14 protein-coding genes are annotated in these 14493 nt (G+C 65.2%); 7 read left to right on the top strand and 7 right to left on the bottom strand.

Annotation, left to right across the window (positions count from 1 at the left end; genetic code table 11):
- Nucleotides 1–26 precede the first annotated feature (26 nt).
- From AB0N05_RS16800 to AB0N05_RS16790, 3 genes are all read right to left on the bottom strand, one after another.
- Complete coding sequence (locus AB0N05_RS16800) at nt 27–1190, bottom strand: lipase family protein (RefSeq protein WP_364694073.1); 1164 nt, start codon at nt 1188–1190, stop codon at nt 27–29.
- 137 nt (nt 1191–1327) lie between these two features.
- Complete coding sequence (locus AB0N05_RS16795) at nt 1328–1717, bottom strand: hypothetical protein (RefSeq protein ID WP_364694070.1); 390 nt, start codon at nt 1715–1717, stop codon at nt 1328–1330.
- Nucleotides 1718–1881: 164 nt separating this feature from the next.
- Nucleotides 1882–3207, bottom strand: a complete 1326-nt coding sequence (locus tag AB0N05_RS16790; RefSeq protein ID WP_364694067.1) for an AMP-binding protein — start codon at nt 3205–3207, stop codon at nt 1882–1884.
- Between the two features lie 360 nt (nt 3208–3567).
- Between AB0N05_RS16790 and AB0N05_RS16785 the strand changes: the two genes are divergently transcribed.
- Both AB0N05_RS16785 and AB0N05_RS16780 read left to right on the top strand, forming a co-directional pair.
- Nucleotides 3568–4497 (top strand): LLM class flavin-dependent oxidoreductase, encoded by a 930-nt coding sequence (locus tag AB0N05_RS16785; protein WP_364694064.1) that lies wholly within the window; start codon nt 3568–3570, stop codon nt 4495–4497.
- Between the two features lie 197 nt (nt 4498–4694).
- Nucleotides 4695–5135, top strand: coding sequence for a profilin (locus tag AB0N05_RS16780; RefSeq protein WP_364694061.1), 441 nt, complete (start codon nt 4695–4697; stop codon nt 5133–5135).
- A 126-nt stretch (nt 5136–5261) separates the two neighbouring features.
- On the opposite strand, the gene AB0N05_RS16775 is transcribed toward AB0N05_RS16780, so the two are convergent.
- Nucleotides 5262–5774: a hypothetical protein gene (locus AB0N05_RS16775; protein ID WP_364694058.1), complete on the bottom strand. Its 513-nt coding sequence runs from the start codon at nt 5772–5774 to the stop codon at nt 5262–5264.
- Nucleotides 5775–5925: 151 nt separating this feature from the next.
- Between AB0N05_RS16775 and AB0N05_RS16770 the strand changes: the two genes are divergently transcribed.
- Genes AB0N05_RS16770 through AB0N05_RS16760 form a run of 3 tightly spaced genes read left to right on the top strand, consistent with a single transcriptional unit; the run spans nt 5926 to nt 7632 of the window.
- Nucleotides 5926–6255: a hypothetical protein gene (locus tag AB0N05_RS16770; RefSeq protein ID WP_364694055.1), complete on the top strand. Its 330-nt coding sequence runs from the start codon at nt 5926–5928 to the stop codon at nt 6253–6255.
- The gene (locus AB0N05_RS16765) at nt 6236–6772 is read left to right on the top strand and encodes a DUF6879 family protein (protein ID WP_364694052.1); all 537 of its coding nucleotides are present in this window, start codon (nt 6236–6238) and stop codon (nt 6770–6772) included. Before AB0N05_RS16770 ends, AB0N05_RS16765 begins: the two co-directional genes overlap by 20 nt.
- Entirely contained in the window at nt 6772–7632 is an 861-nt protein-coding gene (locus AB0N05_RS16760) for a helix-turn-helix transcriptional regulator (protein ID WP_364694049.1), read from the top strand. Before AB0N05_RS16765 ends, AB0N05_RS16760 begins: the two co-directional genes overlap by 1 nt.
- A gap of 39 nt (nt 7633–7671) precedes the next feature.
- Here the strand turns inward: AB0N05_RS16760 and AB0N05_RS16755 are convergent, their stop codons facing one another.
- Together AB0N05_RS16755 and AB0N05_RS16750 are read right to left on the bottom strand one after the other, a co-directional pair.
- Nucleotides 7672–8133, bottom strand: coding sequence for a hypothetical protein (locus tag AB0N05_RS16755; protein ID WP_364694046.1), 462 nt, complete (start codon nt 8131–8133; stop codon nt 7672–7674).
- A 335-nt stretch (nt 8134–8468) separates the two neighbouring features.
- Nucleotides 8469–10598 carry a serine/threonine-protein kinase gene (locus AB0N05_RS16750; RefSeq protein ID WP_364694043.1) on the bottom strand — a complete coding sequence of 710 codons (2130 nt, stop codon included), beginning with the start codon at nt 10596–10598 and terminating at the stop codon, nt 8469–8471.
- Between the two features lie 128 nt (nt 10599–10726).
- Here AB0N05_RS16750 and AB0N05_RS16745 point away from each other — a divergent pair, with 128 nt between their 5' ends.
- On the top strand, nt 10727–11197 hold the full coding sequence (locus AB0N05_RS16745; RefSeq protein WP_364694040.1) for a GNAT family N-acetyltransferase: 471 nt from the start codon (nt 10727–10729) through the stop codon (nt 11195–11197).
- Here the strand turns inward: AB0N05_RS16745 and AB0N05_RS16740 are convergent.
- Nucleotides 11194–13665, bottom strand: a complete 2472-nt coding sequence (locus tag AB0N05_RS16740) for an ABC transporter substrate-binding protein (RefSeq protein ID WP_364694037.1) — start codon at nt 13663–13665, stop codon at nt 11194–11196. The genes AB0N05_RS16745 and AB0N05_RS16740 overlap by 4 nt on opposite strands.
- Nucleotides 13666–14069: 404 nt before the next feature.
- On the opposite strand from AB0N05_RS16740, the gene AB0N05_RS16735 reads away from it, so the two are divergent.
- Nucleotides 14070–14432 carry a DUF4189 domain-containing protein gene (locus AB0N05_RS16735; RefSeq protein WP_364694034.1) on the top strand — a complete coding sequence of 121 codons (363 nt, stop codon included), beginning with the start codon at nt 14070–14072 and terminating at the stop codon, nt 14430–14432.
- Nucleotides 14433–14493: the final 61 nt, after the last annotated feature.

The following is a 14493-nucleotide window of genomic DNA, read 5'->3' as shown; positions in this document are numbered from 1 at the left end:
CGACTCCGTGGTTGCGCTGGGGCGGCTCAGCGGGCTGGGTTTGTCAGGGCTTGGGCCAGGAAGTCGGACATGGCTGTCAGCTGTGCTGGATTCAGGGAGACGTGTTCGCCGAAGCCTGGGACTGCGCGGAAGTTCACGCCGTTTGTGGCGAACTGGGCGGCTAGGAGGCCGTGTAGGGGGGAGGGTATTTGGGTGTCGGTTACGTTCAGCAGTAAGAGGATCGGGGCGGTGTAGCCGGAGGTTGGGACGGCCATGTAGTCGGTGAGGGTGTCGCGGAAGCGGGTGTCGGACAGGGGGCGTGACAGGAGTGATCCCAGGCCCATTCCGAGGGTATAGGTCTGGATTGCGGGTAGGCACATGGTGTCGAGGGTGTCGGCTACCGTGCGGCCCATGGGGGTCAGGTAGCTGTCGACATCCAAGGCGGGGCGGGCGGCTCGTAGTGCGGCCAGAATCATGGCGTTGTATCCGGTGGTGGTCGGATCGCCGATGGCGGGTGTGGACGGCCCCGCTTGTGTCAGCACCAACTCGACGTCGGACTCCGGATCCACCGCGACCGTTCCCCGGAAGTCCAAATCGGGGACATAGGCTGCCTGTAGATGGCTGGTCCCCAAAGCGGCTTGACCGCCTTGCGATTCACCCACCACCGCCCAGGTGCGTGACAGCCCCGGCTCCCGCTGGTGCGCCGCGCGCAGCATGTCGAGCGTCGCCGTCGCCTCGTTGCCGATATCCAGGTAGGGGTGCGGCCCGGTGTCGAAGCGGCCCAATCCCACGTAGTCGGGGGCGACGACGGCGTATCCCTTCGACACCCAGTCCCGGAAGAACTGCGAAACACGTTCCGCATGAACCGGATCCGGATCGAACATGGAGTCGACGCCACCGGAACAATCCGCCGCCATGCCGGTCGTCCCATGGTCGTAGACGACAACCGGCCAGCCTCCCGAGGGCGGCTCACCCGGCGGCACGAAGAGCGCCCCGGTCGCTTGCACCGGCGTACCGGTGGCACCGTTCGTCCAATAACTCAGCACCGACCCGCCCTCGATGCCACGAATACTCGCGGGCAGCGGTTGCGATTCGATGAGCTGGCCGGGATTGCCGGTGTCAGCGGTGGCGACCCTCGGCTCCGCCGACACGACGAACACGCACAAAGCGACGGTGCCCGCGGCCCGGGCGAACGACCCATTACGGCGCATGACCGCGATCCTAGGTACCAGTTACCTGATGGCTACCCAAACACGCGGGGAGGAGGTCCGCTTCGCTCTTCTGTGACCTCCGTCCGGCGCGGAAGCCCGCCTTCAGGGCGTGATGATCGGCCCGAACACCCGGCCCCTCACTCGTACGCGTTCGACGGTGCCGGACGGGTGGGGATCATGGTGATTCGGGCGTCGGTCGCGAAGCCGATCTGCCCCAGCGTGAGGGGCATCATGCAGTCTCGCACCGGGTGCGTGAAGATCGGGTCGAGTCCCGGGTCGGTGCGTCCCGTCGCCGACTTGAAGTAGGGCCCGAACGGTTGTCCGCCGGACACGCTCACCCCGAAGCAATCGACCTCCAGGATGTAGGTGCCGTCGCCGCCGCAGTGGGCCGCCGCACCGCTCCACCATCGATCCAGCGTGCAGTCCTGCGGTTCCGCCCCCGCCGAACCCGCCACGACCGTAGCCATTGTCGCGGCACTCGCGATCAGAATCGGCATACCGACAATGCGGCGAACCATCGCTCTCATTCACGTCTCCGAATCCCTGGCCGAAAGAGCTTCTCGGCCAATCACCCTAGGGCTGTGGCGATACCCGGCCGCTGAACGACACAGTTGTCCGGCCGGGCTTCGCGCCGAACCTCAGATGGTGTAGCCACCGTCCACGGCGAGGGCGGTTCGGGCGGCGTGGCTGGTCACCGCCGCCTGACCGCCTTCTGGCCGGCGGAGATGAACAGGAGGCCGGAGGTGTCGAGGTAGCCGAGATCGCCGGTGTCGAGCAGGCCGCTCGCCTCGTCGGGCGGCGGGGTGTCGGCGTTGTCGCCGAAGAGCTGGTGATTGCCGATGTGGATCCGCCCGATCGTGCCGATCGCGACCGGTCGGCGATTCGGGGCCAGGACGGCCACCGCCGTGCCCAGCGGTGGGCGGCCCGCGGTGGTGGGGGCGGCGCGCAGGTCTTCGGGCGTGGCGATGGTAGCCCAGGGGATCTCGGTGGAACCGTATGTGCCGTAGAGGATGTCGCCGAAGGCGTCCATGAAGCGCAGCACGGTCGCGGTGGCCAGCGGCGCACCGCAACTGGCGACCACGCGCAGACTCGTGGTGTCGTAGCGGGCACGCACGGCGACGGGCAGATCGAGGATGCGCTGCAGCATGGCGGGTATGACGATGAGACTCGTCGCCTGGTGTTCGGCGATCTGGCGCAGGCAGTCCTCGGCGTCGAAATCCCCCGGCAGCACCACCGTGGTGCGCAGGGCTGTGCTCAATTGCAATACGGCCAGTCCCCAGGATTGGAACAGCGGCGCGGGGATGAGCATGGTTTCGTTCATGCACAACGGGATTCGGGACAGTAGTGCCGCGACGGTGGCGAAACCCTTGGCATGCGGACGCCGTGCCTCCTTCGGCGTACCGCCGGTGCCCGAGGTCAGCACGATCAGGCCGCCGGCGTGGGAGGGTTTGCGGAAGGTGCGTCCCAGTGCGATCAAACCGCTGGTGGTCACCCGGCCGGACGCGGTCGGATCGGTCAGGTAGCGGTGAATGTCGGTGTGCGGATATCGGACCAGCGGTTCGAGTTCACTGTCCACGAACAGTGTCCTCAGCCGGTGTCGCCGCACGACGTTCTCGATCTCGACCGCCGACAGTCCGGCATTGAGCAGCACGACGTCCACACCGAGTTTTCCTGCGGCGACCATGATTTCGACAGCCTCGGCGTGATTCCGTGCCAGCAGGCCCACCGCGTCGCCGGGACCGAGGCCGAGCGAGGCCATCGCACCCGCCAGGGCCTGGCTGTGCTCATGGATCTCGCGGAAGGTGCGAGTGCCCCGGTCGTCCACGACCGCGATCCGATGCGGTGAGTACGCGGCGGCGGCAGCGTAGCCGCCCGCCAGATTGAATCCCCATTTCGCAAGTCCGCCAACCTGTTTCAGCACGCGAATCGGCCGGAACGAACGCACCACGCCGGTCGAGACAACCTGTTCGGCCACCCGGACGCGACGCAGCAGCGGCGTGCTTCCGCTGTTCGTCACCACCGAAGGCTGTGTACCGGAGACCAGTGGGGGTCGGATCAGGTTCGTAATGACCGGCAATTCCGTCGTCGTGTCGAATTCTCTGTCAACCATCGAATTCGACATTGCGAGCTGTGCTCATCGTCTACCTCCGAGGCGACACGGTAACCGAAAGCGGCTAGGAACCAGCAGGTTTCGGACCACTTTCGCATGCCGCGGCGGTCAGTCGAGTCGCCATTCGAGCCGGTTGTCCGCGAACGGCCGAGGAGTCCGGTTGCGGCGGCGAGCTGTTCGATCAGCGCGTCGCGTTCGAGTGTGGCGGCCTGTCAATTACGTGTCGGGTAGTCGACTCCAGGGGTGATGGCGGGGAACAATCGCGCCATGGTCGAGATCGGAATCATGTTGCCCAGCAGGGAAACCGCGATGACCGGGCGGCATGATGCCGCCGGTCTGGTGTCCTTCGCGAAGTCCGCGGAGGATGCGGGATTCGACTCTGTATGGATCGGCGACTCCCCATTGGCCCGAACCAGAGTGGATCCGATGACCGTCCTCGCAGCCGCGGCCGCGGTGACTTCCCGGATTCGCTTGGGCACCGCAGCACTGACCGCCACCTTGCGGCAGCCACTACTCGGTGCGCACGTCGCCGCAACCGTAGACCAACTCAGCGCCGGCCGACTGATACTCGGCCTCGGCGCAGGCTTTCCCCTACCGGAGAGCCAGGACGAGTTCGACACGCTCGGCATACCGTTCAATGAGCGAGTCGGACGACTCGACGAGACGGTACGAATCTGGCGACATGCCTGGTCCGGCGGATCGGACTTCAACGGAAGATATTGGAAACTCAAGGATTTGACGCGAACGCTGCCCCCACCCAGCCCCGCTGGCCCACCACTGTGGCTGGCAGGCAGTGATACACCAAAGGTGCTCGCTCGCGTTGGCCGTCACTATGACGGCTGGCTACCCTTCCTACCCGATTCGACGGCCTACGCCCGAGCCTGGGAAACCATCCAGGAGCACACCACCCGCACGATAACCCCGGCGATCTACCTGACAGTCCTCCTGGACCCCGACCCAATCCGAGCCCAAGCCGAACTGGATAACTATGTCCGCCAGTACTACCGACGCTCCCTAACGGAAATGTCCACCATCCAAGCCTATTTCGCCGGTACCCCCGAAGCATGCGCCGAATGGCTCCACGGCTACATGAACGCCGGTGCCTCCCACCTGATCCTCCGCCTAGGCTCCCTGAACGCCCCCCGCCAACTAGACCTCGCCGCCCAGGACCTACTCCCACTCCTCTCCCGCGCATAACCCAGATGTCTCAGAGCGCGGCGAGCATCGACTCCCAGGCCCTGGCCGTTCAGCATGACCGGGTGCGGTGTGGGAACCCTTGTGGTGGTGGCGGATTTTGCTGGACTCCGGCCAGGCGTCGGCGCACTATGAAAACAGGTGACTGAAGGGTCGTCACCCATACCGCGCGGGATGCGGGACACAAGGGGAGGGACGGCATGCCGGAGGACAGTCGGCGAAACACCGCGCGGATACCCGTGATCGATCTGGGCACCAACCGGATGGCCTTCCTCGACCGGCGGGAGGGGAAAGTGCGGTTTGCCTTCCCGCAGATGACGATCACCGACGACGAGATCAAGGCGCTCGCTGCAGATTTCGACGACCCAGCCCGCGCCCGCGCCAACGGCATTCGGGTCGACGGAACCCGATACTCCACGCTGAGCGTGGATACGCGAAGTATCCACGCCCGAATGGGTCAGGAGACCATCCTCGCCGTCGCAACTCAACACTGGATCATCGTCGGGGTATACGACAAAGAACTGGAGCCGGCCAGGGAGACGCAGTTGGTCGAGGTTCTGGCCGGCCTCATCAGTGATGACACCAAGGCTGAACGCATGATCGGGCTGCTGTCCGACCTCATCGACAAAAAGGGTCGATGACCTGACAAGACAGTTGGACGACTTCCTGCCGTGCCCGATCCCATGGATCGAAAGCCCAAGTGCCATCGGAGGCGAAGAATCATTGTTCCTCGCGATGCCACGCAAGTTCTTGATCGGCGCGCATGTTCAGCTGGGCAGATCCCGAAGCGGAGGCATCGCCCGCCGGGCGTACGTTTCTTCGGGGTGGATCGTGACCACGTCGAGCTTTTTCACGAGCGAGCCCGGTGCTTCGCCTTCCTCGAAGTGCTCCAGGGATGGCACGAACACCGCCTCAGCGTCCAACCGCGTCGCTTGTGCCTTCAGCCGCGCCAATGGAGGCCGACCGGAGTTCGGGTCATAGATCACCATGTCCGCGAAGTCGTAGCCGTACCTGGTTGCGAGCCTGCGTATCTCGGACTCGTCCCATTGCTGACTGATCCCGGATACATCGGTTCGCAGGTATCCCAGCGCTGTTGCCCTGTAGCGCATTACCGCCCCTGTGTCCTCGTGGCCGTTGAGTGCGATGTGTCCGTGAATCTCCAGGTAGAACCCGGAGCAGTCGTCTGATTCGTCTCCGTGCGACTGGAGTTCCAGCACGCCACCGGGGAACGGGAACAGTCGTGTACGCGGCGTGGTTTCCGCTTCGGCCTCGAACGCCATGAACCGACGCTACGAATCCGCCTGTGCCGACGTCTACGAACTTGCGGATACTTGCACACTTGGATTCATCTTCCAGCGAGATTCGCTGAGCCAGAGGACCATAGAAGGTGTTAGTCCAAATACACGCAAGTTGTCAGCCGGAGGCTGGATCATGCATCTGAATTTCCTCGGGAAGTGCGGCTCCGACAAGAAGAACTGCCCCACCCTGTACGCCACTGATCAGCGGAGTTTCGTCGTCCAGGGCTGGAGGACCGACCGCCCTGAAACGATCGAGATTCCGCACGCGCTGCTCGGATTCGCCGGAGAGGAGGGTTTCATCGCAGCCGAGATGACCGACACGGGCAGGGGGTCCTTCGTCGTGTCAGGGCGGCCGATCACCGATAGCGGAACTCTCGAACAGCTGACCATGGAAGACTTCGAGACAGCGATCGAGGTTCCGAGAGCTGAGAGGAGCTACTTCGGTGGAATATCGCGGCGTTGACGACTGGGACGATCTGTTCGACGAGTGTCGAGAATCGGCCTATCACATGGAGGTTCGCGATAGCTATGCAGTCGCGAGCGAGTCTGAGCCGCTGCGGCGATTCCTCAATGGGGAACCACCACCGGACTACGACAAGTCCGACTGGATTGACCTTATCCGGGAAGTGACGGGCCGTGGTGTTGTTGTCAGCCGCGTCCGCGTCGTTACGGTGCCGCACAGCGACTACCAGCGGTGGCTGCTGTCAGTCACTGGTGAGAACGTCGAGGCAGGCGAGGATATTCGTTATCTGCCAAGGCATCTCGTCGATTCAGCCGATATTCCCGGCGATGACTGGTGGTTGTTCGACGGCAGTCGCGTTGCCTTCAACCTGGTCGATCAAGCGGGGCGGTCAGTCGGCGTTGCGGTGACGACCGATCCGAAGATCGTGGCGTTTTGCCAGGGCGTGAAGGACCAGTTGCTGGCCGTAGCGACGCCGTATCGGAAGTACGTCGACGAATCTCCGGTGAATAGCCGGTAGTGAGCGATTCGGTACAGGAGGCGCGGGAGGCTCTTGGCAAGCGGCTCCGGGAGATCCGCCGCGACGCCGGAATCACCGGCCGAGAGCTTTCCGCCCGCGAGGGCTGGCATGAGTCCAAGGTCTCGCGTATCGAGCACGGCAAGGCCAGGCCATCGACAGCGGATCTTCGCGCCTACTGTGCCCACTGTGACGCGAGCGAGCAGCTACCCGATCTGCTTGCCAGCCTCCACAACATCGACTCCGCATGGCTCGAATGGCGGCGACTACTCGGAACAGGTGTTAAGCGCGGCCAACAACTGGCCCTGAGGCTCGAAGCCTCGACGACCCTGATCCGGAACTACGAGCCGCAGATCATTCCCGGACTGCTGCAAACCGCGGAATACGCCGAGGCCAAGCTGAAGCGAGTAATCGAGTTCTACCGCTTACCCGATGACCTGGACGCCGGAGTATCCAAGCGCATGGAGCGGCAACAGATCCTCTACCGGCGGGGTCACCAGTTCCACTTCCTCATCGGCGAGACATCGCTGTATACGACGGTCGGCGACGACGACGTGATGCGAAGTCAACTCGACCGACTGCAGACGATTATCGGAATGCCCCGTGTCACACTGGGCATCATCCCGCTGACGGCTGAAGCGCTCGTGGTCGTCGAAGCATTCATGATGTTCGACAACCGAATGGTGAAGGTCGAAGCGCACACAGCCGAGCTGACCGTCTCGCAGCCGAGGGAAGTCGCGCTGTACGGGCGAGCGTTCGACACCCTGGCGAGTCAATCAGTCACGGGTAAGGCGGCACGAATGTTGATTCATGAAGCCATAAACAGGCGAAGCGCTCGGCCCAATTCGCAGCCCCTTTCATAGCGTTGACGGTGGTAATTCGTCGCCCGGCACGGCATGCTGTCATGCGATTTCCGCGGTGGAATCGAGGATGGTTGCTCGTAGGGCGCTGATTATGGTGGCGCGGTGGGGCATTCGGAGGTGGCCGGGTTCCGGTTCGCTGGCCCAGTGGCAGGCGAGTTGGTAGTCGGTGAGCGGGAGCATGATTCGGTCTCCGCGGCGGGGGAGGGTGGCGCCGTGGGCCGTTAGGCGGCTTTGGAGTTGTTGGGGGACAGGGTGGTAGGGGATGGGCGGGGTTACGAGGAAGGTCCAGCGGCGGTTGCGGGGGTCGGCGATGGCGGGGATGGATGGGAGATCGATCAGGCGGTTGCGGACTTGGCGGGCCAGGGGGGTGGGGAGTGCGATTGCTTCGACCGTGCGGCCGGAGATCAGGAAGGGGCGGTCGGCGAATAGTTCTACGGGGAGGCCGTAGCGGGCGCGGAGAAGGTGGGCTGCATCGAAGGGGGAGTGGCAGGATTCGAACATCGGGACCTCCGTGCGGGTGGTGAGGGTGCACCCGGGCCGGGCTTGTCGGGGACGGGTGCCGACAACATGGCGGGACCGAATCGGCGGCGTCGGAACCGATTCGGTGCCTGAAGGGGAGGCGGTGAGCCATGGTCCGGCACCGGGTGCGGAACATAGCTTGCGCGTTGGAGTTTGCCGGGGCGGTGACGTGTGGATGGCGTTCGGGTGACCGGGGGTAACGCTGTGATACCCCACGGCGGTCCCGTCATGGTGAGGAACCTCAGCGCGCCGTTTATCGTTCTGCGCGTTGCCGTTTGGGCGTGGCATGCCGTAGTCGCCCGGGGTGTGACCGCCGGCTAGCCGAAGTGCTGCTGGAACCAGGTCAGCAGTTCGGCCTCGGTCTTGGGCCCCTGGCGGGGGTCGTCGGTGTGCAGCGTGCACGCCAGGACCGCGAATCGCAGTTCCTCCTGGGTGGCTTGCAGGCACGGGTGCAGCGGGGTGCCGCTGCCGGTGACGTCGTCGTAGCAGAAGATGCGGCCCACCGGGCCGTTCGCCTGTTGCCATACATCGTCGGTCCCGGTACCGCCGCACTTGTGGCCGATGACCTGTACGCGATGCTTCTGATAGCCCGTGATCGCGGTTTGACGATCGCGGTAGTTGACGAAGGACACCACGAATCCCGTGGGGTAGCCGCAGGCGATGCGGGTATTCGCGACGGTGTTCGGATCCTTCGGATGTTCGTGCCGGCAGTTGGTGTGCCGGTAATCCTTTCCGAGGACATCGAGCAGTCTGTTGTCGAACTCGTTGAAGGAGTCGGGATCCTGAGCGTCCTGCGAGTTCTGGAACTGAACGGAGTCATTGTTCTTGGCCACATAGTCGCGGACCGCTTCATCGTCGGGGGAGTCCCACGTGTACACCGCCAGCGACTGCAATGCCTCGTTGGTCAGCATCAGAGACGGTTGTGGACTGGCTGGATTGCGGCGGTCGATGAAACACACCTTGCGCCCGACGTCCTTGCCGTGGAAGGCCGACGGGGCGTCCAGCCCAGCCGGATCACCGGCACAGGGTTCGGCGCGGAAGCTGCGGATATAGCTCATGTAGGCGTCGCCCAGACTCTCGATGCTCTTGAAACGCAGGAATTCCGCGTCGGGATCACCGGATGCGGAATTGGCCGTGCACGTGAACGACGCGACCGTCTCGTCCCTGGGTTTGTGGCTGCAGTTGGCGCGTTTGTACCCCGTAGCGGCTGTGCGCGACAGCAACTCGATATCGGGCTGCGTCAAGGCGGTGGCATCTGCCGTCTCCGACCCCTTCAGATTTCGCTGCGGTGCGGCCCAAACCGCGAAACTCACAGTGGCGGCGACCAGGAGCAGTACCCCGAACGTGGCGGCCGCTCGCCGCCGGGAGCGATCCGAATCCCGCATTGCCGGAACAGGAGTGACCACCGGTAGTAGATCCTGAGGTCCCGAGGGCGATACCCGGCTGGGCTGTCCCGGATCGCTCACCACCTGCGTCGTCTCCGGTACCAGGGTCTCGGCTCCGGTCGGGAACGGAGGTAGCGAGTTATCCGGCTCCGTACTCGCCCGGCTGAATCCGGATGGCGTCCAATCGCCGTCCCCCGAACCAGGATCCGCAGATATCTGATGGGTGAGGGCGGCGCGCGCCGCGGTGGCCAGCGCGCCCGCGGTGCGGTAACGCTCGAGCGCGTTCTTGGCCATTCCCTGCGCCACGACGGCGTCGAAGGCCGGGGGGATGGCGTCGGGGCGCACCAGGCTGGGGCGGGGTATCGGGCCCAGGATGTGCGCGCACATGATTTTCGCGGCGTCGGTGCCGGCGTATGCGCGCCCGCCGGTGAGGCATTCGTACAGCACGCAGGCCAGGGCGTACACATCCGCCGCGGGGGCGGCGACATCGCCTTCGGCGAAGCGTTCCGGGGCCATATACCCGTAGGAGCCGATCGGAGTCCCGGTGCCGGTGAGGGTTTCGTCGGTGACTGTCCGCGCGATACCGAAATCCGCCAGGTAGGCGAAGCCCTCGTGGGTGACGAGAATATTGTCCGGCTTCACATCCCGGTGCAGCAGACCCTCGCGGTGCGCGGCATCGAGCGCGGCACCGATCTGGTCGATCAACCCGACGGTCATTTCCGGCGAGAAGGGCGTCCCGCGGTTCAGTAGCTCGCGCAGACTGCTGCCCTCGACGAGCCGCATATCGATATAGAGCCGCCCGTCGATCTCACCGAAGTCATGGATGGGAATGACATGCGCTTCCCGCAGCCGCGCAGCCGCCCGTGATTCCCGCTGAAAACGCTGCCGGTACAATGGATCTCCGGCCAGGCTCGGCGGCAGCACCTTGATCGCGACGACCCGGTCCCGCTTGGTGTCGTAGGCCCGATACACCTCGCCCATGCCGCCGCGCCCGATCAACCTGTCGAGCCGATACGACCCGAACCACGACCCGACGGTGAGTGGCTGCTGCGGATCGGTCATGTCGTCCCCCCACCTTTTCACAGGGCGAAATACATCCTGCTGGGGATACCGTTACCGGGACAAGGCCGCAGTGTCCCGGAAATGGCCCTTCCGCCACTCAGTTTTCACGGATGCGGGAGGCTGGGCCGGTGTCTGTCACCATCCGTCATCTGGACGCCCGGAGCTTTCCTGCCTGGCGCGAGCGCAGTCGAGCCGCGTACGCCGAAGACCTCGTTGCCACAGGGCAAACACGCGAGGATGCCCACCGGCATGCGGACGAAACCATGACTCGCTCCTTCCCCTCCGGCGCACCGGCTGCGGGGCATGTGGTGTTCGACGTGGTCGATGATGCCGGGGTGGCCGTCGGCTATCTCTGGATCGGACCGGACACGAGCGGCGATGCCGGGGCCTGGTGGGTCTGGGACATCGTGATCGACGCCGATAAGCGTGGTCGGGGGTTCGCGCGGAAGGCCATGATCCTGGGTGAGGAATACGCCCGGGCGCAGGGCGCTCATAGCATCGGGCTCAGTGTCTTCGGGTTCAATGTGGGGGCGCGCGGCCTGTACGAGTCGCTCGGTTACGCGACGACCTCGATCAAGATGCTCAAGAAGCTCGACTAGTCGAGCTTGTAGAGCCAGAGTTGGGGGTCGGCGAGTTCGCCTGCTACGGACCAACGGTAGGAGTGGGCTGTGCCGTCGCCGTGGTAGCCGTGCAGGAAGGTGCGGAGGGCGGTGCGGGTGGTGTTGCCGGAGACTATGGCGCGCAGGACTATTGCGGTGAGGTCGTAGGCCTCGACGGCGTAGGCCTTGGCGGGGGTGCCGGTGGCGGTGCGGTAGTCGGTGAGGAAGCGGTCCGTGGCGGGGCCGCAGGGGCAGGCTACGAGGGTGCCGGTGGCGGCGGGTCCGGCGGCGGTTCGGAAAGAGGGGTCGTAGCTGCCGTCGCCCAGGACGAAAGGTGCTTTGACACCGGCACTTCGGAGCTTGGTCACCAGGGTTGCGGCGGCTGCGGCATAGCCGGAGTAGTAGACGGCGTCGGGGTGGGCGGCCGCGATGGCGTCCACCGCCTGGGCCGGATCGCCGTCGGGATCGATGCGGACCGAGCAGGTCGCGGCGGTGCCGAGTCCTTCGGTAACCGAGTCGGCTAGTTCGGCTCCGAATCCGCCGCCATTGTCGCGGACCACGCACACGCGGGAGAAGCCCGCTGTCTTCACCAGATACCGGCCGAGTGCGGGGCCTTGAATGTAGTCGTTTGCCAGACCTCGGAAGAATCCGGTCCATCCGGACTGTGCCAGTACGGGATTCGTCGCCACGGGGGTGAGGAAGGACAGCCCGGCGTCCTCGAAGGTTTTGCCCGCCGCGACCACTTCCCCGGACAGCGCGGGACCGATCACCGCGACGATGGACTTGTCCGCCGCGATGCGCTGGGCGGCCTGCATCGCCGTCGCCTGGTCACCGCCGGTGTCGAACTCCTGCACCGTGACCGGGCAGACATTGTTGCCGCCCTGGACGAACTGGGAGGCGGCCAGCTTCGCGCCGCCGAGCACTGTATGCCCGAGCTCGGCGTCCCTGCCGGTCAACGGCAGCGCGGCCGCGATCGACACCGGTTTGCACGGCAGTCTGCCGTCATTGGCCGGATCTTGCACCGATGCCGGTGCAGCGACCGGGTTTCCGTCCGCGTCGATCCGGGTGAGTGGTGTGAATCCGGGATACACGGCGGCGTGCGAGGTGGCCGCGGTGGGTGGCGTGTTCTTCTGGGTGGATGGACTGGAATCATTTGTCGCCCAGAAGATTCCGGTGGCCACCGCGATCACGACGACCAGTGGACCCGCTCCGGACGCGACCAGACGCCCACTCCTCCGCGCTCGCCCCGAACCAACCCGGGGGCGTGATTTCGAATCCGCCGCGTGCCGTGCCGCCGAATCAGGTTCAGGCTGCGCTGAATCCGCCGCGTGCCGTGGGTCTGAATTCGCCGCGTGCCGGGGCACCGAATCCGCTGCGGACTGCGGCTCCAAATCTGCCGCGTGCCGGGGCTCCCAATCCGTTGCGTGCCGTGGCTCTGGATCCGCCGCGTGCCGTGGCAGCGAATCAGTCAGGGGCTGGGCCACATTCGTCGGGGTCGCAGAGACCCGCGCCGACAAGGTCACCGTGGCGGGCTCGGTATCGCCCGGACGGGTCGTCACCTGCGTGGCCGCGGTCGCCCGATGGGTCGCGGTGGCTGATGCACCGTTGGGCGACGGCAGCAGGGTGGCATCGGAATCGGGCGACATCGCTTGCACCGCAGCCTCGGCGAAGGCGCGGCAGGAGTCGAAGCGATCCTCGGGCCGCTTGGCCAGACCGCGCGCGAGCACCTCGTTCAGGGCGTCGGGAAGCTCCAACCGCCGATCGGTCACCCGTGGCACCGGATGCTGCAGATGCCCCGCGATGACCGCGGCGGCCGTCTCCGCCTGGAATGGCGTCGCACCGGTGAGCAGCCGGAAGAGCGTGCACGCCAACGAGTATTGGTCCGAGCGCGGGTCGAGCGGTTCGCCCGACAGCTGTTCGGGTGAGGCGTAGGTGAGTGTCGCGGCGAGCGTCCCGGTCTTGGTCAGCTCCGCCGTGTCATCGCGCAGGCGTCCGATACCGAAGTCCGTCAGCAGGATTCGCCGTTCCTGCCCGGGAACGACACGGGTCAGCAGAATATTGGCGGGTTTCACATCGCGGTGGACCACCCCCATCGAGTGGGCGTAGTCCAGGGCTTTGGCGGTCTCGCCGATTATGTGCACCGCGTCTTCGGGCGGCAAGGTGTACGGATCCAGTGCCGCGGCGTCCCCGCCGTCGACGTACTGCATGGCGATCCACAGTCGCCCGTCCTCGACGCCGCGGTCGTGCACGGTCACGATATTCGGATGGTCCAGTCGCGCGACGAGTTCGGCCTCCCGCTCGAACCGCCCGCGAGTCTGCTCGTCCGACACCAGTTCCCGCATGAGCAGCTTGATCGCGACCAGCCGCGGCAGGCGGGGATGCCGGGCGAGATAGACCTCCCCCATTCCGCCCCCGCCGAGCCGTCGCTCGATCAGGTATCCCGCAAATTCCTCGCCCGCACGCACCATTCGGCCCCTCGTACCACAAAAACCTTATGAACCCTACCGCTTCGGCGTGCCGTGCGGCTCTCCACCTGTGGATCGCAGTTCATGGCCGGGGCGCAACCTATTGTCCGCGAGGACTACCCGCGCGTGCCGGTGCGACGTCCGGCGCGCTTCCCGTGCCGTCCGCGTGCGGAGTTCCTGATCTGCTGGGTGAACGTCCCACCCGGCACAGAAATCCCCGAGTAGCTCGGCCACCCACCAGCATTTCCGATCCGGTCCGGACGCATGTTGTCCGGACCGGAAACCATTGCCCAACTGCACTTTCGGGTCGAATCACGATCATCGTGACGTGCGCCTAATTGGGCTTCTGCCTAGCGTCATATTCGTCCCGCAATACATTCCGGGAATGACGCACAAAGGCAAGAACAATGAAGAAGATCATTACGGCAGTGGCCATGGCAGGCGCGGCGGTGCTCGCACCGGTCACTCCGGCCCACGCCTACACCTACAACTATGGCGCGATCTCGATCGGCAATAACTGGACCTATGCCGCCATCGCCGTCAACTATCCCACCTGGCAGGACGCCGCCAGCGCCGCCAATGACCGCTGCGGCTACACCGACTGCGGCTATGTCCTGACCTTCTACAACCAGTGCGCCTCGGCGGCGGTGGCGTCGAGCGGTCACTGGGGCTGGGCGAAGGAGCCCTCGCTGAGCTACGCCGACGAGGTCGCCATGGGCTGGGCAGGTTCCGGGGCGTACTGGGTCGTGCACGGCTGCACCGACCGCTAGCGTCCCGTGCCCGTCTGCGGGTTACGCTGCGGTTCATCGGCCGGTTGTGTTCAGCGGGAAG

Origin of the sequence: Nocardia sp. NPDC051030 (assembly GCF_040683015.1) — a bacterium.
Taxonomy (GTDB): domain Bacteria; phylum Actinomycetota; class Actinomycetes; order Mycobacteriales; family Mycobacteriaceae; genus Nocardia.
The sequence above is the reverse complement of the archived record's forward strand: the minus strand, read 5'-3'. Positions and strand labels throughout refer to the sequence as shown.